Genomic DNA, 19,354 nt, shown 5'->3' with positions numbered 1-19,354 from the left:
AATTATTTTACAATATGCGTGCCTGCCTCGTTATTGATCGCGGCCTTCAAGCTTTCCGGGTTCGTAATGATGACTCTGGAACCGCTTTGCTCCAGAAAGCTCAAGCTGGCCTCGATTTTCGGCAGCATACTGCCTTTAGGGAAATGATCCTCGAGAACATATTGCTTCGTTTCAGCCACCGTAATCTCATCCAGCGCTTTCTGGTTCGGCTTGCCGAAATGGATGAATACTTTAGGAACACCGGTCGTAATGACCAGAGTCTCAGCTTTGATCTGATCCGCCAGCAAGCTCGTGGCCAGATCCTTGTCGATAACGGCATCGATGCCTTCATAAGTCTGCTCTGCTGTCTTGACGACGGGAATTCCTCCCCCGCCTACGGCAATGACTACATAACCTGCCTCGATCAACGATTTGATGGCATCCTTTTCGATAATATCGATTGGCTGCGGCGATGGCACCACGCGTCTGTATCCACGGCCTGAATCCTCGACGAATACCCAATCCGGGTGCTCCTTCTCCAATTCCTGTGCTTGCTCCAGCGTGAAGAAGGAGCCTACTGGCTTGCTCGGGTTCTTGAAATTTGGATCGTCGCTGCTTACTTCCACTTGCGTAATGACGGTGGCCACCTTTTGCTTCATGCTGCGGCGGATAAATTCATTCGTTAACGCCTGCTGAATTTGGTAGCCGATGCCGCCTTGAGTGTCCGCTACGCAGTTCACAAGCGGAACACTTGGCATGCCAGCTACTTTCTCGGCGATTTCCCCGCGGCGAAGCGTAAAGCCTACCTGCGGACCGTTGCCATGCGTAACGACGACTTCACAGCCCTCTTCTACCATATCTGCAATGTTGGCGGCAATTTCACAAACCGCTTCGTACTGATCCTGAATCGTATCATGATCGTTTCCTTTAACGAGCGAATTGCCGCCAATCGCTACTACTACCAGTTTTCCCACTTTAATCCTCCCAAGTTACTTAGCTGCCAGCGTGTTCTCGTTTGTCTTCTTGTAGAGTAAAGTGTAAAGCACAAACGAAATAATCAGCCCGCTAAAGAACGCAAAGTCTTTTAACGTTACTAATAATGGAACATTCGTGAATACTACGCCTGACATCGGGATCAGGAAGCTGATAATCAGGACGATGACCGCAATGCGGTTATAGCCGCCTTTATATCCGCCGTCTTCACCCTGCTTCACGTAGATTTGCGACAGGTCAAGGCGTTTCTTGCGTTGTATATAGAAGCTGGCTAGCATGATGCCCGCGATGGGGCCGTACATGGAGCCGATAAAGCTATAGAACAAATACAAGGCTGCCGTGCTGGAAACAAGCTTCCAAGGCAAAATGATCGTACCGATGATCGCTGTCAAAATTCCCGCTGTCTTGACGTTGAAAATTTTAGGGAACAGCGCGGTCATTTGCAGTCCAGCTGGCATCAGGTTGCCGAATACGACGAAAGCGGTTGCCCCAACGTTAAGCGCCAGCAGCAATACGACAACGGAGAAGGTGTTGTTGATTTTGCCGATGGCATCGACAATGTTAAAGATCGGTTCGCCAAAAGCAATTTCCGTACCTACGATGAGGGAGATACAAGTAATCGCAAACAGAATGTAGGACAGAATGAACCCGATGGGCAGCCCCCACATCGGCGCTTTAATATTTTTAGCGCGCTGCGTGTAGTCGGAAATGTTCACGATCGGCCCAGCCCAGTTGGATACGAGCGCGCTTACACAAGCGATAAACACCAGCGGGCTGGCCATCGGCGTAGCTGGAACGTAGTCCATAATCGGGCCTGCGCCGCCAGCGATGTTGATCGCCCAGATTGCTGCGCCAATAATGAACACATAGACGATCGGTGAAGAGTATTTACTGAACGTCCCTAGAATTTTCATGCCGGACAGGAACAGCAGTACGGTTACCGTCCATAGTATTACATACGACAACATCGTTGGGAAGTCTAGACCGAAAAAGTTAAAGCCTGCTCCCCATGACATATAGTCGGGAAATATTCTTGTGAAAATAACGTTGAGCGATTGCGCACCCACGACCGTCGTCGTTCCGAAGAAGACAAGGCCGGATATGAGCCCCCGGCATAAGGCCGGGATAATGGAGCCTTTTACCCCGAAGGAATCCCGCAGCAGCATAGCAAAGGGAAGGCCATATTTTGCTGCGGAATATCCGTTCAGGGCATATCCCGCTGCCACGATCGCTGCTGACAGCATGACAGCGAGAAATACCTGGGTCACATTCAAGCCAAGTATGAAAAAACCGGCAACGGTCATATAGGACATGATGTTGTGGACAGGCCCCATCCAAACCGTAATATAGTTGAAGATTCCCCAGTCGCGCTTCTCCTCCGGGATTGGCAAAATATCATCCGCATACCCATACGATTTGAATTGCTCATAATCGGCATTTGCTTTGACTTCCATCTTCATTCCCCTATCTCCCTTTTTAGGGTAGAAATATGTTAGCTAATGTTCTCGCTTAAAGCGAGCAGTGCCTTTTCAAAGCAATCGACTGGCGGATGCGTAATACCTGCCCCAATCATACCTATGCCCGCTTCTTTGTGCGCAATCGCGGTATTGATAATTGGCAGAATGCCGGTTTGCACCACTTTGCGCGTATCAATCCCTGTAGCAATGCCTTGGAAGTTTAGCATCGGGATCGTAACATTTGGATTCTCGGTTGTAGTAATTTCCTTCATTTTGATCGAATAGCCGATCGCTTCGTCAACGGTTCCGCCGACCAGTGCTACGATGGCTGGTGCGGTTGCCATCGCGAAGCCGCCGATGCCGTACGTTTCCGTAATCGCGCTGTCACCGATATCCAGACCGGAATCCTCCGGCTTGTAGCCGGCAAACATCGGGCCGACAACCTTTTGCGCCGGACCTGTGAACCAGGTGTTTCCGGCCATGCCGCTGACGCGAATACCGAACTCCACGCCGTTCCGGGCCATCGTCGTTACAATCGTGCTATTCTCAATGCCATGAGCGGCATCCATCGCGCATTTGCAGAGAGCCATCCAGGTCGGGCCGGAGAAATAGTCGCTGCTCGCTACGAAATTGAAAACTTCACGCTTCTGTTCTTTTGTGTAGTCCGTTTCCAGAATAAACGGTGTCAGCGCTTGGATCAGCAAGCTTGTCCCTGCATTGTTCCGGTTGTGGCACTCGTCCCCCATATGCAGCGCCTGAGCAAGCATGAGACGAAGATCGATACCGTTGGACAATTTCATCGCGTCTCTCAGCATGGGGCCGAGTACGTCGCGCATCCAGTTCAGACGCTCGATAACGCTCTCGTCATTCGCGCCCATGCGCAGAATTTTGGACATTTGCTCACTGAGGTTCGTGTAAGCGATATTGCCGTAAGTTTTATTCTCAACAACATGCATGAACATCGAAGCGGAGGTTACGCCAGCCATCGAGCCTACGCAGTTATGCTCATGGCACGGGGAGAACGTAATTTGTCCGGATGCGGCAACTTCAGCGGCCTCTTCCAGGTCTTTTGCCAGGCCTTCAAAGACGAGTGCTCCCGTTACTGCGCCTTTCATCGCTCCATTCATGCGCTCCCACGTAATCGGGGGGCCGGCATGAAGGATCGTCGTTTTGGTCATGCCAGGCACGACGTTGATCGCTTGATCGTAGCCGATCAGAACCGGCTGAGAGTTCACGATGCGTTCTACCGCCTTCTTGTTCGCCTCTTCGATTTTCTTCACGATTTCCGGTCTTTCCAGCTTGTCCAGTGATTGAATCAGCTCAGGCTTGCCACCGCCCGGCGGCTGCCAGTCGAGATGGGTCACGCTGGCCTTTTGCTGTACCATATCATCTTTGAAATATTCGATCCCGACGTTGATAACATGAAGCTCGTTTTTAAATAAATCGTTAATTCTGCTCATTGATTCGTTATTCCCCTTTCTCCACAAAGCCTATGGCCAGAAGTCCCGTATTCGTGCTGCTGCTGGCGATCGTTACTCCGGCAGATTCGAGCTTGGCTACTTGGTCGGCGAAGTTCTGATTGTCCGCATCGGTACCCAGAACATACCCCAGAATCTCAAGATGTCTGCCTTCCTTCGCTGCTTCTTCCTTCGCTTTGATGATCGCAGGCAGCGTCACGCCTACCGGATCTTCATGGGAGCCGAAGCCGAGTACAAAGTCCATGAGAATAACGCCTACTGAAGGGTCTTTCGCTTCCTGCAGAAATCTCGAGATGCGTGAAGACGGATCGATCATAGGATGCGGCTTGCCCTTCGTGTATTCATCGTCACCGAAGTCGATGAACGTATGCGCCTGGCTGACATTCACGTCTTTCAGCCGGTATTCCTCGGTCTTTGGAATGTTGCTGTATACATCCTCATATTTCTCCATGGCCAGGTACATGGACTCGTCACAAAGCGTGCCGCCGCAGAACAAGCCGCGAATGTACTTCTGCTCTGGAGACAATTTTCCTTTGATCTCTTCGATTAATGGCAGATTTAATGCGCGTTTGTTGATTTGGCTCTCATCCGCGCCTGCAAGAACGACGGCTTTAAGCGCAGCCTCCTTAGTCGTTTTGGCAAAATGTCCGCCAGCCTTCACGACATCCTCTTCCGATCCTCCGACGAAGCAAACGACGACAGGCTTTTTGCAATATTGAATTTCCGCCAGCACTTTCTGCTCGACGCTCTTGGCCGGCGGCTTGGAGATCAGGACGATAACCTTCGTCTCTTCGTCTTCATTGAGCGCTTTCATGCCGTCCAGCATCATGATGCCGCCAACTTGCTCGGTGAGATCTCTGCCGCCAGTACCGATCAGCTGCGATACACCGCCGCCGAAATCATGGATGCGAACACTAACCTCCTGGCTGCCTGTGCCTGATGCCCCGACGATCCCGACATTCCCTTTTCTCACCTTATTAGCAAAACAAAGTCCAACATTGCCAATAATAGCGGTTCCACAATCCGGGCCCATCATCAGCAGGCCTTTGTCATGCGCCAGCTTCTTCAGTTCAATTTCATCCTCGATGCTGACGTTGTCGCTGAACAGCATGACGTGCAGATCATTTTCCAGCGCTTTACGGGCTTCTCTGGCTGCAAATGCACCATTAACGGAAATGACAGCCAGATTCGCGTCCGGAATGTTCTGTGCCGCAGAATCGATCGTCGGATATTTGATTTCGCTCGCGCCCTTCGATGCCGTCTTCTGCGTAAACAATTTCTCGATTTCCGCATATGCACTTTCACAAAGCTCATCCGTCGCGGCTTTGACGACGATCATCAAATCGCCGGTCTTCACGGCTTCAAGCTCCGGTGTAATCAGACCGACATTGCGCAGCACTTCTTTGTTCATTTCCGTTCCCATCGCGATAACGGCTTGCTCAACGCCTTCGATTTGGTTCGCTTTCGTCGATAAAGACATCAGGGATACCGAGTCGAAGTAAGTGTTAGGTTTAATTACAGTTTTCGTAGACATACCTTACCTCCAGCTTTTTTCTGCACTGAGTTCGAGACCGGATACGATTCCTATCGCAATATCGGTTCCAGACGTAGAGCCAATATCCAGCACTGACCCTAACGAGACGCTAAGGCTATCCTCGCTTCCGTCCATCAAATCGCGAAGCAACCGGACGAGGGATTCTCTGACTTGCCCAGTGGATGCTTTTTTCAAAGTGATATAACTAATTTCGTTCGTCCTGCCTGTGGATTGAGACGCAACCTGCTCGCAAAATGACCGGTAGCGGTAGAAAGGATTATGCGGCATGTTGAACACGGCAAATAGACCTACAAGAAAATCGTCCCCTGATGGCGTAAGTCCACAGCCTAGTCCAACTAGTCCGCTAGCTGCTCGTACCGCTTCCTGCATGCTGCGGCTCGATATAGCCTGAAGCAATGATCCCGACCGCTCTGATAACAACCTCGATACCTCTTGATCAAAGCTGCTGCTTGCCCTCGAGGCTCCCTTCATTCCTCCGCCTTTTCCATACTGCTCAATGAATAGTCTAGCTGCGGACAAATTATTTCTAAGCTGTCGTTCATCGGCCGGATGCGGAGGAAGAATGCTGTTCCAATTTTTCGCATGTTCAAGCTTAATTTCTATTTTGTTCAAAATGCATAATGTATTATTCATCGCATAGACCTGATCATCTACAGCCAGATGCTTATCGCTGAATTGAACAAAATCGGTCACCAGCGTGTTTGGCCCATTATCTAAAGATGCGTTGGCAATGGTGAACAATTCGCCTTGATCTGCGCTCTGGATGTTGAAGGTTCGATCAAAAGTGCTGTGCACCCATCCGCTAAAATTTCCTTGCTTTATTTGTTCGATAAAGCCGCTGTCTCCAGATTTGGCCTGACCTGAATAAGTCATTGGCCTTACTGTGCTCCAGCTTGCAGCAAAATCTGCTCGATTTCCGTATAGCCCTTTCTCCGAGCCAATTCGAGCGGGGTAACGCCATATTCATCTGTCATTTGTATATTCGCACCATGCTCAATGAGCATCTTAATGATTTCCTGCTGTTTGCTCCCGCCATCGTTAAGCGTGATAGCCTCGATCAATGGAGTCCAGCCGAGATAATTCGTATGATTGACATTGATGTCTGTTGTAGTCAGCAGCTCGCGGACGACATCCACATGCCCTTTTTCGCATGCCGGAGTGAGCCCTACCCCGCCAAAACGTGTTAAGAGTTCTAAATTGGGGTTCGCTCTAATCATCATTTTGATCAATTCCAGCTTGCCGTTAATGCAGCCGTACAAAAATGGGTTGAAGCATGTTTCATCCTGCAGGTCTATGTCTGCTCCGGCGCTGATCAAGTACGCTACGGCTTCCAGTTGATCGTTCATAGCTGCGATAAGAATCGCCGTTCTTTTGGCTTTGCCGCGAACATTAATATCTGCGCCCTGCTCCACGCATTGCTTTAAAGTCTCGACGTCTCCCTTAGCGGCTGCTTCCATAAACTTCGTTGTCAAGTGGTTGTCGGACAAGTTCGCTCCTCCTTTTCTATTTATCGTAGTATGACCAACATTCTGTCAGGCTATTAGGCACTCTGCTGTACTGTCCATGATGGTGGGAATGGAAAAAGAAGCTTTATTGTCAAATCCATGATAAGGTGTAAAATAAAAATTAACGGCAGTATTCGAGTGCGCTTCTTCCAGGCTCGTACCTAGAAGCTACCGGTTGTGAAATATCACACATTTCATGACCGATGTTCAGCCTGACAACCATATTTTAGTCCGGACGGGTAAGATCGTCATTGTATACCTAGACTAAAAAGTAAGGCTTTTCATTGTGCACTGTGCACAATCATCAACAAAAAAGGGGCGATCGAGCACGATGTTAACCGTAAAAGATTTGCTTGAAATCAAATCCATCGAAGGCATAAAAATCGTGGCAGGTGAAAGCGGTATCAACAATGAGATCGCCATCGTGAACATTATAGAGAACCCGGATGCTTTCGACTGGTGGACTTCGAACGAGCTGCTGCTCTCAACCGGCTATATTTTTAAGGACAATGAGGAACTGCAAAATAGAATCATCCAGGAGCTGGCCGAGATCAATTGCGCAGGGCTGTGCATTAAGGTGAAGCGATATTTCAATGAAATTCCACAGAACATGATCGATGCAGCCAACAAATACGGACTGCCTTTGCTAGAGCTGCCCTTTGGCTATACGCTGTCCAATCTCATTTCGATCATTAATGAAAAGGCAACCGCAAGGTATGATACGCTGAATCGTTCCTCCCTGGATGTGCATAACGCGCTGTTTAGAATTGCCCTGGAAGGCGGTGGGCTGAACCGCATTTCCGCCGAGCTCGCAGAGACGATCAACAATCCGGTCGTCATCGTGGATCGGGAATGGAATTTGCTCCACTATACCGACTACCGAGACAACCAGATTCCATTGACTCAATGTCTGCACCTTGTTCAGGATCGCCCGGTCTTTCCCAAGGAATTCACCGATACCATTCCGCAGAACATCAGCGAAATTAAAAAATCCATCAAACGCATTTATCATTACGGGAACGGCCAGAACATCAAATGCCGCATCATGCCTGTTGCCGTCGCGAACTATTTATACGGCTATATCGTCGTTTTGCAGACGGTGCGCGAGCTGGCGGAGCTGGACTACATCGCTCTGGAGCACTCCTCCTCCATCCTGGCTCTGGAGCGTATTAAGGCACGGGAAATCGAGGAGGTAAAGCTGAAAATTCGGCAGGATTTCTTCGATGACTTGCTAACGGGCAAAATCACATCGCCGCAAACCTTGCAGACGTTATGCGACCTGCACGGACTGGAGGCAAGCTATGCTTACTATTGCATGGTCGTTAATATTGAGCCTGTGGAGCTGGATAAGTATGAGGATATGGTCGAAATGAAAGTAGAATTGGAGCAAATCTCTAAGAAGGGCGTTGAACTGGTCTATAGTTTATCCGACAAGGCTGACGGCAAGGTGACGAGCTTCTATCGGAACAATCGCATTATTCTCCTCGTCGGCAAACAAGAGAGTAAATCCAGCGCGATAAGTGACATAAAGTCGTTCGCTGGAGAGCTGCATGAGCTATTGTCGCGAAAAATAAAAAGAACGGCCTTCTTAATCGGCATAGGCAGACAATACAAAACGATTGATTCGCTGCACAAGAGCTTCTCCGAAGCTCATGAAGCGATACGATTAATGCAGCGATTCAACGATCAAAGCGTCGTCTCGCACTTTGAAGATTATTCGGTCTATCATTTCCTGGATTCGAACATAAAAACACCGGAGCTCGAAAGCTTTTTTTACAGCAGTCTAGGCCCTATTTACGATCATGATCATGCCCACGGCACCAGCTTCATGATTACGCTAGAAAATTATTTCGCCTATAACCGCAATGTTAGCGAAGCGGCCAAAGCGATGTTCATCCACCGAAATACGTTCATTTACAGAATCGATAAGATCAAGGAGATACTCCAGACGGAACTGAAAGATTCAGAGGAACTGCTGCAAATTCAATTGGCTTTAAAAATATACCGGCTGCTGCATAAAAACTGATGCACAAGACTCCAACAACCAAGGGGCGCAATTCTGCAATGCCGCTGCAGGATTACGCCCCTTGAATTTGCCTAAGACTATCTCATTCATTCATGCATGCTCTTATAACAGCTTTTCGCTAACTGCCGCCGCCGTATTCTCCTTATTGAGGATCGACTGCTCCTTGGATCTTTTGAAGTATTCGGCGTACAGAACGTCCAGTAAATACAGCTGGGAAATTTTCGCCGACAATGATCCCCCTTGCAGCGGGCCTTCATTAGCCCCGCAAAGCAGGGTAAGATCGGAATACGAGGTTAATGGAGACTTAACGAACCGCGTTACCGATATTACCGTTGCGCCGCACTCCTTCGCTTTTTTCGCCACTTCAATATTATCCTTGGTCGAACCCGAGTAGGATATAATTACGGCCACGTCCCGTTCCGTCATTAAGGCTGCCGACATCATCTGAAGATGCGAATCGAAGATACACTCCGCTTTATTCGTAATGCGCATGAACTTCACCTTCGCCTCCATCGCCGTGATGAGGGACGAGCCCACGCCAAAGAATAAAATCCGTTCAGCACTGATGAAACAGTCGATGGCCTGATCGATCTTCTCGATGTTCAGTAGCTTGAACGTTTCATTCAAAGCGCTAATATTGGAAGACAATACCTTGGAAGCGACTTGATCGATCGAATCATCCATGAGCACCTGATCGGTCAATTGAGGGATTTCATTCTCCACCGTCGTGCTGTGAGCCAGGGCAATTTTGAACTCCTGATATCCTTTGTAGCTAAGCGATTTGCAGAATCGGAATATGCTGGATTCCCCCACATTGCAGGCATCGGCAAGATCCGTAATCGACATATAGACTACGCGGGTGGCGTTCTCCAAAACATAGTCCGCGACCTTTTTCTCCGTATTCGTCAGGTTATTGTATTTAGAGTGGATCGAAGTAAAAATACTCAATGGACGCAATATTTCCCCTCCTATCGCAAAAATAATGATGCCGCTCCAAGAACACCGGCTTTATTCCCCAGGGAGGCCTTCAGAATTTGCACACCACGATAGCTTTGCATGACTAATCCCTTCGTTCTTGCTTCCACAAGCCGGACTAAATCGTCCTGCTCCATGACGCCACCTCCAACAATAACAGCAGAGGGATTAAAAATATGAATGATCGAGGCTAGGCCATAGGCGACCTCATCGACCCATGCATGCAGAACCTGCTCCAACTGCTCGTTTCCCTGCCTGATGCGATCAAACAATATTTTTCCGTTCGCGCAGTCTGGTTCAACCTGTCTAGCCATTTGCACCAGAGCCGTCGTCGAAGCATATTTCTCGTAAAAAAGAGGACTCTCCCCTTCGTCCTGATCTGCAGGCGCATGAGTCACGATGTGACCAAACTCAGCGGCCACGCCGCTCGCTCCCCTGTAGATTTGACGATTGATCACGATAGCTCCGCCAATCCCCGTGCCGAATGTTAAGCATAAAAAATCGTTCAAGTGACGGGCTGCGCCAAAGAAAGCCTCCCCTAAGGCAGCAGCGTTCACATCATTTTCAACCTTCACAGGCTTATGGAACCGCTCTTCAAGCATGTCCTTTACCCTCATACCGGTGTAATCAGGAATATTTTGATTAGCGAAGACGATAAATCCTGCTTCGGCATCAACTTGTCCTGCCGTACTGATCGCAATAGCATCGAAATCTTCATATTCGGATATTTTGTCCATCAATCTCGCCATCACATGAGGGCCGCCCTGGCGGCTCTCTGTGGCATATTCCTGGAATTGATGAAGTTTTCCCTGCTCGTCGCAAATGCAAAGCTTTGTATTCGTTCCGCCTATATCCGCAGTTAGTATTCTCATTCTCTCACAACCTTCACGAATCGTTGCGTAATCTCCATCGGCCGGGTAATGGCTGAACCGACCACCGCCGAGAAGACGCCCAGGTCATACATTTTCTCCAATTGCTCCGGTGTTGAAATCCCGCCTTCGGAAATAACGGGCACCGAGAGATGATTTACGAGCCGTTCCACTAATTCAAAATCAGGCAGAGTTTTGCTTCTTGTAGCCTCCGTATATCCGCTTAAAGTCGTTCCTACGAGATCAAAACCCAGTTTCTCCGCCATAACCCCTTCTTCATACGTGGAGCAATCGGCCATAAATAACTGATCTCCATACCTCTCTCTGATGAGAGGGAATAGTTCGGAAATTGTCTTTCCATCGGGCCGGGCTCGATGGGTCGCATCCATTGCGATGATATCGACGCCTTCCTGATACAAAGCGTCTACTTCCTTTAATGTCGGGGTAATGAACACCTCTGATCCTTCATAGACCTGCTTAATAATTCCGATAATCGGCAAATTGACGGTCTTCTTGATTTCTCTAATATCTTCCACACTATTGGCACGAATTCCGGCCGCTCCGCCTAAATAAGCCGCATAGGCCATTCTCCCCATAATAAATGAACTGTGGAGCGGTTCCTCAGGCAGCGCTTGACAGGAAACAACTAATTTATGATGGATCTTTTTTAGAATTTTATGCTCTCTATTCATCTGTAAATCACTCCGTATGTATAGATGATTCCCATTCAAACTTATCATGGTTTATTGTTTTTGTAAATTATTTTCTTAACTATAATTTTGATGAAAATTTCCTCCGGAACCGGAAATAAGGGAGTAATCTCCCCTTCCCATGTTTTCCGGCAATATTTTATGTTAACATGGATCAAATAAATCTAAGGAGATTTTGCATATGACCTTCGCAGAAGTAATGACAAAGCTGGAAGAAATGGGCACAGAGCAGACGAAAAAGACCTTTATCCGCCATGGAGCCAAGGAGCCCCTTTTCGGCGTAAAGGTCGGGGATTTAAAGAAGCTGGTGAAGCAGGTCTCCAAGGATCAAGACTTGGCCCTGGCACTTTATGACTCGGGCAACTCCGACGCGATGTATTTAGCCGGATTGTCTGTCAATCCCGAGAAGATGACGAAGCCGCAGCTCGAGCATTGGGTCAAACAGGCCAACTGGTACATGCTTGCCGAATATACCGTCGCCAGTGTAGCCGCTGAGAGTCCTTTTGCGCTGGAACTCGCACGGGAATGGATGCGCTCCGGCGATGAAATGATTGCTACTTGCGGCTGGAGCACATACGCTAATTACATTTCGATCACTCCCGATGAGCAGCTTGACCTGGATGAAATTCGCTCTTTGCTGCGGCAGATCCAATCCACGATTCATGAGGAGCAGAATCGTGTTCGTTATACAATGAATACTTTTGTCATCATAACGGGTGCCTATGTCGTTCCTTTATACAAGGAAGCCATGGAAGTGGCCGGCAGCATCGGAAAAGTCCATGTCGACGTGGGGCAAACCGCCTGCAAGGTTCCGTTAGCGGCCGAATACATTCAAAAGGTAGAACAGCGCGGCAAGCTCGGCGTAAAGAAGAAGACCTGCATCTGTTAAGCGGCCCCTTGTCACTGTCAAAGCTGGAGCAAAATTTTAGCTACAGTGAAATATATAATCAAGCCGGTTCCATCCACAAGCGTAGTAATAAACGGACCTGAGATTACAGCCGGATCCGCCTTCAGTTTATGCAGAACCAGGGGCAATATCGCTGCAACGAAGGACGCCCAAATGACGATCATCATAGCCGTGATGCCGACGACAAAGCCTACGTTCATCTCTACTCCAAGCATCCAAGCGCGAAGAAAAGCGATGACAAAAATCGTCGAGCCCGTCATGAGTCCTGTCGTCAATTCCTTCTTAATGACGCGAAACAGATCGCGGAAATGCACCTCCCCTACAGCGAGCGCGCGAACAAGCGTCGATACCGTCTGGGTGCCGGTATTGCCTCCGGTACCGATCAGCAGCGGAATGAAAAAGGCTAATGAAATGACATCCGTTAACGTTTCCTCGTAATGTCTTAATACGGTGCCGGTGTAGGCTTCGGCAACAAACAATATTAGAAGCCAAATAATTCTCTTCCGATACAGGTGAAACACGGAAGTTTTAAAATACACATCCTCCAGCGGCTGGCTTCCGCCCAGCATTTGAATATCCTCCGTCGCTTCCTCCTGCATGACATCAATCAAGTCATCGACCGTAACAACGCCAATGAGGCGCTGCTGCGCGTCCACCACCGGCAGAGCAACCCAATCGTAGCGGGATAAGAGCTCCGCTGCTTCCTCCTGCCCCATTGTGGCCGGCACGGATTTAGGTTCATCCGCGATTTCCCATAGCCGGGTATGCGGATCGGCCAAAATGATTTTTTTCAACGAAACTACGCCCTGCAGCTCCCCCTTCATTCCTGTTACATAAATATAAGCGGTGATTTCGGCCTCGCGGCCAACTTTGCGTATGTGCTCCAGCGTCGTTTCCATATTCCATTGCCCGGGCGCGGCAATATAATCAATGGTTGCCAGGCTCCCTGCCGTTTCCTCGGGAAACGTCATCAAGGTCTGAATTTTCTCGCGATAATCATCCGGCAGCAAATCGAGCAGCTTATCGGCCTGATAGCGATGAATCGCCAGCATCATATCGGTAACGATATCGCTGGGCAGCTCATTGAGGATTTGGGAAGTCAGCCCGACGTTCAAGTGATGCAATATTTGATATTGCAGCAGCGGCTCCATGAATTCCAGTATTTCCGCAGACACGACCGGAGGAAGCAGCTCCATAAGCATAAGCTGCTCCTCCGTTTTTAATTTCTCCAAACTTTCTGCCAAGTCAATCGGTCTGAAGGCTTCCACAAATGCAAGCATCCGATCTTGATCCGCTGTCAGGATTTGCTGCCGCATTTGATTAAGATCGATCATTTTAACGTACTCCTTTGAACATGTTGTTAAAGCTTAATATTCCATTGTAACACGTATTAGCAGCACACATAAGGGGCAACCCGGATTGCAAAGTATAAGGCTGCTATTTTCATCAGACAATAAAATCGTGTCAACAGCTATCATGAAGCAACCTGCTTTTGATTTGATTGTCAATGAAATCGCTAACAGATACGATGAAATAGGATATATGAACTACTCATTATACACAGATTCAACAATTTTTTTCGTGGAGGTCAAAAAATATGGATACTACAGAATCAGCTGGTATCAAGGTATTCGTGCAACGCTTTGGGAGATTTTTAAGCGGAATGTTCATGCCGAATATCGGTGCGTTTATCGCTTGGGGTCTCATTACTGCACTGTTCATCCCGACAGGTTGGTTTCCAAATGAAAGTTTTGCTTCCTTAGTTGATCCGATGATCAAATTTTTGCTTCCTCTGCTCATTGGTTATACGGGCGGTAAAATAATCCACGATGTACGAGGCGGAGTTATTGGCGCGGTCGTCACGATGGGGGTCATCGTTGGAGCCGATATTCCCATGTTCCTCGGAGCCATGATCGTCGGACCGCTCAGCGCATGGGTGCTGAAGAAATTCGACCAATCGGTTGAAGGTAAAATTCCTGCCGGTTTTGAAATGCTGATTAATAACTTCTCCTTAGGTATTTTCGGAGGCGGTATGGCCCTCATTGCTTTCAAAGGGATAGGCCCAATCGTGCAATCCATTAGCAACGTGCTTGCTGCTGGCGTTGATTTCTTAATTAACACGGGCTTGCTGCCGCTGGCCAACCTGATTATTGAGCCTGCCAAAGTATTGTTCCTAAATAACGCAATCAACCACGGAATTCTTGGGCCGTTGGCGTTGGAACAGGTTCACACTGCGGGCAAATCCATCATTTACATGCTGGAGTCGAACCCTGGTCCTGGTCTAGGTATCCTGCTCGCATACTGGCTCTTTGGCAAAGGTACAGTTAAGCAATCTGCACCGGGTGCAGTAATCATTCATTTCTTTGGGGGTATTCATGAGATTTACTTCCCTTACATTTTGATGAATCCACGTTTGATCCTTGCCGTTATCGGTGGTGGCATGGCCGGTACATTCACCTTCTCGCTTTTGGGTGCCGGACTTGTAGGAGCTCCTTCTCCGGGCAGTATTCTTGCCTACCTGCCTTTGACACCTAAAGGTGGATATATCGCTATGTTTAGCGGGGTCATTGTTGCAGCGCTCGTTTCCTTCCTAATTGCTTCACTGCTGTTGAAGACAAGCAAGTCCAATGCAGAGGATGATTTAGAAGTAGCGACAACCAAAATGAAGGAAATGAAAGCAAGCTCCAAAGGAAGTGCTGTTCCTGCAGCTTCCGCTGAGCAAACGGTTAAATCGAAAGAAGATGTGAATAAAATCGTGTTCTCCTGCGATGCCGGAATGGGCTCTAGTGCCATGGGTGCTTCTATACTACGGAAGAAAATCAATGCCGCCGGCGTGCCAGTTACGGTCATCAACACGGCGATCAACGACATTCCCGATGATGCTGATATTGTCATCACGCACAAGACGCTGACTGATCGGGCGCGTATGAAAAACCCTAACGCAGAGCATATATCCATTGATAACTTCTTAAAAAGTCCTGAATATGATGTGCTCGTCGAAAGACTGAGCAAGTGATTTCAAGCTTGGCGCTGGCAGACTTCTGTCGGCGTTAAGCTCATTTCTATCGTGAGGATGATGCCATATCACAATGTCAACTAGGCAACGACGGATCGTAGAATTGCTGTTCAATCAACAGAATGAAATTACAGCCGCTGATATTGCTGCCGAGATTGGAACCAGTACACGAACCATTCACCGGGAGCTAATTGATATAGAACCTGCCCTTGCGGCCGATGGCATTACACTTCATAAGAAATCGGGAATCGGCATCAAAATCGAAGCGGATAACGATAAAATCGAACGATTCCGGCAAAAGCTCAATTTGTCTGTGCCTGCCGAATACTCACCCGAGGAACGTAAAGTGCTCATCCTATGCAAGCTGCTCCAATACGATGAGCCAGTAAAATTGTTTACGCTCGCCCACGAGCTTAATGTAACGATGCCTACGGTCAGCAGCGATTTGGATCAGTTGGAGGATCAAATCAACGAGCAGCAGCTGACGCTTGTCAGAAAACGCGGTTACGGGGTTGAATTGACGGGCCAAGAACAAGCGAAGCGACAGATGATCAGTTTGCTGGCCATCAAATATTTGGATGATTCCGATTTGTTCCACCAAGACGACCATACCGAACAGACCGTGGTGCATCCCTTAACCAACCAGCTTCTATCCATGGTCGGGAAGAAGCAGTTTTTCAAGCTCGAAAGAGCGCTTTGGCAGCTGAACAAGCAATGGCCGATCCGCTTGTCCGAAGCGGCTTACACCCGCCTGCTGATCCGTTTATCCGTAGCCTTGACAAGAATTCAGCACGGCTGCTTGATAAGCTCTGAATCTGTAAATCACCATACCGTAGACGAAAAAGCGGGTATAACGCCGGTTCAGGACAACGACCAGCTTGCCCGGCTGCTTCAGCAGCTTGATTTACAGCTTCCTCCAGAGGAAGCAGCGTATATCGACGGCTTGCTAAAAAGCAAAGCACAGCATGAGCTGGGATTGCTGATCAACCACAACGACATGTCTCTCATCGAGACGGTGACAGAGCTGATCCACTTTATCGAGGGTAAGACACAGATTTCATTTATGAAGGATCGCTCGCTCGTTGAAGGCTTGATACAGCACATGCACCCTGCTTTCCAAAGGATTTCCAGCGGTATTGCCATTCGAAACCCGATACTGACGCAAATCAAAAAAGACTACGATGAGTTGTTTACCCTCGTCAGACAGGGCGTTGATGAGTTTGTGCAGACCATTCACGTTCCGGACGAGGAAGTCGGATATATTGTCATGCATTTCGGAGCTGCCATTGAGCGTTTGCAGCAATTTCCGTGGAAGGTGAGGGCCGTCCTTGTATGTACGAGCGGCATCGGATCGTCCAAACTGCTCGCGGTGCGCATCTCCAAGGAGCTGCCGCAAATTGAGTTGATCGGTCATCTCTCCTGGTACGAGGCAGTTCGACTGCCTGCGGACGATTATGACTTGATTATTTCTACCGTCAACTTGCCGCTGTCCTCGGATAGGTATATCAAGATCAGTCCCCTGCTCACGGAGGATGAAACCATAAGGCTGAGAACCTTTATTCAAGACATTACCCTAAAAAATATGGAGCCCTCTACCGTTGCGATTACGGATTCGGATCGCGGCCCGCTTGATCGGCTAAAGCAGCTCAACGTCTACTCAGATATTGTGCTGCGCCTGCTGGAAAGCTTCAAGGTTCATCCTATGGCGCTTGAAGCTGGAGGATCAAGCCTAGAAAGTCAGCTGTTGCATATGGTCTCTACGATCAATCAGTCAAGCATTTTGCTAAATAAAGAGAAGATCGTCCAGCAGCTTCTGCTCCGGGAGCAGCAAGGCAGCCTGGTCATGCCCGATACAGAAATCGCCTTAATTCATACGCGAAGCGAATGGGTACAGCAGCCTGTCATCTCCCTCTTCCGCTACGATAAGCCGCTGGAGCTTAATCATGAAGCGGGCGCCGTGAAGCAAATCCTTCTGATGCTCGGCCCGATGAAGCTGGAGAAGGCCAGTCTGGAGGTACTAAGCGAAATCAGCGGAATGCTGCTCCTAACCGAAATGATTACTTTACTGGAGGACGGGAGCAAGGAAGAAATTAAGGGTTTTATTTCCGCACAACTAGAGAAATATATGAAAAGAAAATTGGATTGGAGAGATTAAATCATGGCTATTCTATCTAAAGACAAAGTGAAACTGAACGTAAAGGTTCAAGATAAATATGAAGCAATCCGTATAGTTGGACAAATGCTGGTTGATGCAGGTCATGCCCCGCAAGAATACATTGAGAAAATGATTGAGCGTGAGGATTCCCTCTCCACCTATCTCGGTGGCGGCCTAGCGATGCCGCATGGAACGAATGAATCCAAATCCATGATTAAATCCACAGGCATGGCCATCCTCACCGCTCCAGACGGCATTGACTTTGGTGGCGATGAGCCTGCGCAATTAGTCATAGGGCTGGCTGCAATCCGGGACGACCATATGGGAATTTTGACGAATGTGGCCGTGCTTGTCTCCGATGACGACGAAATGAAGCGGATCGTGAACGCTGCCTCGGAAGATGAACTAATTGCGATCTTTGAACAGGGGATGAGCGAATGAAAGCCGTACATTTTGGCGCCGGCAACATCGGTCGGGGATTTATCGGCTTACTGCTCTCGAAATCCGGGTATGAAGTAACGTTTGTCGATGTCAATGATAAGCTGGTCAATCTTTTGCAAAGCAAGGGCCAGTATACGGTGACCTTGGCTAATGAGCAAGCCGATTCCGTGATCGTCGATCACGTAACTGCCATTGACGGTAAGAATAATGCCCTGGTCGCCGAAGCGATTGCTGAAGCCGATATCGTCACGACCGCCGTCGGCGTCTCCGTGCTGAAGCATATTGCTGCCGCTATTGCCGAAGGTATAGAGCTGAGGCTGTCTCGCGAATCCCGCCCTCCTCTTCATATTATTGCCTGTGAAAATGCCATTGGCGGCAGCACGCAGCTTAAAAATCATGTTTATGAGCATCTGTCTGATGCGGCCAAGGGACAGGCCGACCAGTCGATCGCATTTCCCGACGCCGCCGTCGACCGAATCGTTCCGCTCCAGCAGCATGAAGATCCGCTGCTCGTTACGGTCGAGCCCTTCTATGAATGGACCGTGGATCGTTCGGCTATGCGCGGAGATTTCAAGGAAATCGCTGGCGTTCATTACGTAGATCAACTGCTTCCATATATTGAGCGTAAATTGTTTACGGTAAATACGGGGCACTGCATTGCCGCCTATCAAGGCTTTCTAAGCGGGTACGAGACGATCCAGGAAGCGATGAAAGACCCCACGATTGTAGCCGAGGTCAAAGGAGCTTTACTGGAGTCCGGGGCAATGCTCGTAAAAACATATTCGTTTGACGACACGTCGCATCAGCAGTATGTTGAGCAAATTCTCGAGCGTTTCATCAATCCTTATTTGACGGATGAAATCGTCCGGGTCGGACGCTCACCCATTCGGAAGATTTCCCCAAATGATCGCCTTGTAAGACCTGCATTGCTCGCTTATAACCTGGAGATTCCTGTCCCCCATCTGGCTAGAGCCATCGCGGCGGCCCTGTTATTCGATGAGAGCAGTGATCCGGAATCCGTTGAGCTGCAAGCTTATATTCATAATCATGGCGTTCATGCAGCCATTGAGAAATACACGGAGCTGACGAAAGAGCATCCGCTTCACGCCCAAATAGCCAACGAATATGCGGGACTTAAAGAAAAACGATCCTAATTAGCAACAACAAACAGATAATATTATTTAATCGGAAAAAGAAGTCGTTAAACTACAGTGCCTGTCATGTTAGCCTGTAGTCTATCGGCTTCTTTTTTCCCCTACTTTCACCCTCAAGCTTTAACTCTATGTAA

General features: G+C 48.6%; 16 protein-coding genes. 6 read left to right on the top strand and 10 right to left on the bottom strand.

Annotation, left to right across the window (positions count from 1 at the left end; genetic code table 11):
• Positions 1 to 2: 2 nt before the first annotated feature.
• The 6 genes from ACE3MQ_RS00475 to ACE3MQ_RS00450 are packed head-to-tail and all read right to left on the bottom strand — an operon-like array spanning position 3 to position 6,919.
• Positions 3 to 953, bottom strand: coding sequence for a carbamate kinase family protein (locus ACE3MQ_RS00475; RefSeq protein ID WP_379389497.1), 951 nt, complete (start codon positions 951 to 953; stop codon positions 3 to 5).
• 15 nt (positions 954 to 968) lie between these two features.
• Positions 969 to 2,432 (bottom strand): cytosine permease, encoded by a 1,464-nt coding sequence (locus ACE3MQ_RS00470; RefSeq protein ID WP_379389495.1) that lies wholly within the window; start codon positions 2,430 to 2,432, stop codon positions 969 to 971.
• Positions 2,433 to 2,464: 32 nt separating this feature from the next.
• Positions 2,465 to 3,889, bottom strand: coding sequence for a YlbE family protein (locus ACE3MQ_RS00465; RefSeq protein WP_379389493.1), 1,425 nt, complete (start codon positions 3,887 to 3,889; stop codon positions 2,465 to 2,467).
• 7 nt (positions 3,890 to 3,896) lie between these two features.
• The gene (gene fdrA, locus ACE3MQ_RS00460; RefSeq protein WP_379389491.1) at positions 3,897 to 5,441 is read right to left on the bottom strand and encodes an acyl-CoA synthetase FdrA; all 1,545 of its coding nucleotides are present in this window, start codon (positions 5,439 to 5,441) and stop codon (positions 3,897 to 3,899) included.
• Between the two features lie 3 nt (positions 5,442 to 5,444).
• Positions 5,445 to 6,335, bottom strand: a complete 891-nt coding sequence (locus tag ACE3MQ_RS00455; RefSeq protein WP_379389489.1) for an oxamate carbamoyltransferase subunit AllH family protein — start codon at positions 6,333 to 6,335, stop codon at positions 5,445 to 5,447.
• A 5-nt stretch (positions 6,336 to 6,340) separates the two neighbouring features.
• Positions 6,341 to 6,919 (bottom strand): ankyrin repeat domain-containing protein, encoded by a 579-nt coding sequence (locus ACE3MQ_RS00450; RefSeq protein ID WP_463139935.1) that lies wholly within the window; start codon positions 6,917 to 6,919, stop codon positions 6,341 to 6,343.
• 379 nt (positions 6,920 to 7,298) lie between these two features.
• Between ACE3MQ_RS00450 and ACE3MQ_RS00445 the strand changes: the two genes are divergently transcribed.
• Positions 7,299 to 8,993 (top strand): PucR family transcriptional regulator, encoded by a 1,695-nt coding sequence (locus tag ACE3MQ_RS00445; protein WP_379389485.1) that lies wholly within the window; start codon positions 7,299 to 7,301, stop codon positions 8,991 to 8,993.
• A 102-nt stretch (positions 8,994 to 9,095) separates the two neighbouring features.
• Here ACE3MQ_RS00445 and ACE3MQ_RS00440 read toward each other — a convergent pair whose 3' ends face one another.
• From ACE3MQ_RS00440 to ACE3MQ_RS00430, 3 genes are read right to left on the bottom strand one after another with little or no spacing between them, the layout of a single operon-like run.
• Positions 9,096 to 9,950 carry a MurR/RpiR family transcriptional regulator gene (locus tag ACE3MQ_RS00440; RefSeq protein WP_379389483.1) on the bottom strand — a complete coding sequence of 285 codons (855 nt, stop codon included), beginning with the start codon at positions 9,948 to 9,950 and terminating at the stop codon, positions 9,096 to 9,098.
• An 11-nt stretch (positions 9,951 to 9,961) separates the two neighbouring features.
• Positions 9,962 to 10,840 carry an ROK family protein gene (locus ACE3MQ_RS00435; protein ID WP_379389481.1) on the bottom strand — a complete coding sequence of 293 codons (879 nt, stop codon included), beginning with the start codon at positions 10,838 to 10,840 and terminating at the stop codon, positions 9,962 to 9,964.
• Positions 10,837 to 11,529, bottom strand: a complete 693-nt coding sequence (locus ACE3MQ_RS00430) for an N-acetylmannosamine-6-phosphate 2-epimerase (RefSeq protein ID WP_379389478.1) — start codon at positions 11,527 to 11,529, stop codon at positions 10,837 to 10,839. Before ACE3MQ_RS00430 ends, ACE3MQ_RS00435 begins: the two co-directional genes overlap by 4 nt.
• A gap of 199 nt (positions 11,530 to 11,728) precedes the next feature.
• On the opposite strand from ACE3MQ_RS00430, the gene ACE3MQ_RS00425 reads away from it, so the two are divergent.
• A complete protein-coding gene (locus ACE3MQ_RS00425) occupies positions 11,729 to 12,436 on the top strand; it encodes a DNA alkylation repair protein (protein ID WP_379389476.1) in 708 nt (235 codons plus the stop codon).
• A 17-nt stretch (positions 12,437 to 12,453) separates the two neighbouring features.
• Here the strand turns inward: ACE3MQ_RS00425 and mgtE are convergent, their stop codons facing one another.
• Complete coding sequence (gene mgtE, locus ACE3MQ_RS00420) at positions 12,454 to 13,788, bottom strand: magnesium transporter (protein ID WP_379389474.1); 1,335 nt, start codon at positions 13,786 to 13,788, stop codon at positions 12,454 to 12,456.
• Positions 13,789 to 14,051: 263 nt separating this feature from the next.
• Here mgtE and ACE3MQ_RS00415 point away from each other — a divergent pair, with 263 nt between their 5' ends.
• From ACE3MQ_RS00415 to ACE3MQ_RS00400, 4 genes are all read left to right on the top strand, one after another.
• Entirely contained in the window at positions 14,052 to 15,470 is a 1,419-nt protein-coding gene (locus tag ACE3MQ_RS00415; protein ID WP_379389472.1) for a PTS mannitol transporter subunit IICB, read from the top strand.
• 73 nt (positions 15,471 to 15,543) lie between these two features.
• Positions 15,544 to 17,625: a BglG family transcription antiterminator gene (locus ACE3MQ_RS00410; protein WP_379389470.1), complete on the top strand. Its 2,082-nt coding sequence runs from the start codon at positions 15,544 to 15,546 to the stop codon at positions 17,623 to 17,625.
• Between the two features lie 3 nt (positions 17,626 to 17,628).
• Positions 17,629 to 18,066 (top strand): PTS sugar transporter subunit IIA, encoded by a 438-nt coding sequence (locus tag ACE3MQ_RS00405; protein WP_379389468.1) that lies wholly within the window; start codon positions 17,629 to 17,631, stop codon positions 18,064 to 18,066.
• Entirely contained in the window at positions 18,063 to 19,220 is a 1,158-nt protein-coding gene (locus ACE3MQ_RS00400) for a mannitol-1-phosphate 5-dehydrogenase (protein ID WP_379389466.1), read from the top strand. Before ACE3MQ_RS00405 ends, ACE3MQ_RS00400 begins: the two co-directional genes overlap by 4 nt.
• Positions 19,221 to 19,354: the final 134 nt, after the last annotated feature.

It is taken from the genome of Paenibacillus lentus (assembly GCF_042714055.1).
Lineage (GTDB): Bacteria > Bacillota > Bacilli > Paenibacillales > Paenibacillaceae > Fontibacillus > Fontibacillus lentus_A.
Note: the sequence above shows the minus strand (reverse complement) of the source record. Positions and strands in the feature narration are given on the sequence as shown.

Bases quoted from the DNA above. Each gene is read 5' to 3' on its own strand.
- ACE3MQ_RS00450 (WP_463139935.1), bottom strand. From the start codon at position 6,919: ATGGAAGCAGCCGCTAAGGGAGACGTCGAGACTTTAAAGCAATGCGTG.
- ACE3MQ_RS00465 (WP_379389493.1), bottom strand. From the start codon at position 3,889: ATGAGCAGAATTAACGATTTATTTAAAAACGAGCTTCATGTTATCAAC.
- ACE3MQ_RS00435 (WP_379389481.1), bottom strand. From the start codon at position 10,840: ATGAGAATACTAACTGCGGATATAGGCGGAACGAATACAAAGCTTTGC.
- fdrA (WP_379389491.1), bottom strand. From the start codon at position 5,441: ATGTCTACGAAAACTGTAATTAAACCTAACACTTACTTCGACTCGGTA.
- ACE3MQ_RS00415 (WP_379389472.1), top strand. From the start codon at position 14,052: ATGGATACTACAGAATCAGCTGGTATCAAGGTATTCGTGCAACGCTTT.
- ACE3MQ_RS00455 (WP_379389489.1), bottom strand. From the start codon at position 6,335: ATGACTTATTCAGGTCAGGCCAAATCTGGAGACAGCGGCTTTATCGAA.
- ACE3MQ_RS00430 (WP_379389478.1), bottom strand. From the start codon at position 11,529: ATGAATAGAGAGCATAAAATTCTAAAAAAGATCCATCATAAATTAGTT.
- ACE3MQ_RS00445 (WP_379389485.1), top strand. From the start codon at position 7,299: ATGTTAACCGTAAAAGATTTGCTTGAAATCAAATCCATCGAAGGCATA.
- ACE3MQ_RS00425 (WP_379389476.1), top strand. From the start codon at position 11,729: ATGACCTTCGCAGAAGTAATGACAAAGCTGGAAGAAATGGGCACAGAG.
- ACE3MQ_RS00470 (WP_379389495.1), bottom strand. From the start codon at position 2,432: ATGAAGATGGAAGTCAAAGCAAATGCCGATTATGAGCAATTCAAATCG.
- ACE3MQ_RS00405 (WP_379389468.1), top strand. From the start codon at position 17,629: ATGGCTATTCTATCTAAAGACAAAGTGAAACTGAACGTAAAGGTTCAA.
- ACE3MQ_RS00400 (WP_379389466.1), top strand. From the start codon at position 18,063: ATGAAAGCCGTACATTTTGGCGCCGGCAACATCGGTCGGGGATTTATC.
- ACE3MQ_RS00410 (WP_379389470.1), top strand. From the start codon at position 15,544: ATGTCAACTAGGCAACGACGGATCGTAGAATTGCTGTTCAATCAACAG.
- mgtE (WP_379389474.1), bottom strand. From the start codon at position 13,788: ATGATCGATCTTAATCAAATGCGGCAGCAAATCCTGACAGCGGATCAA.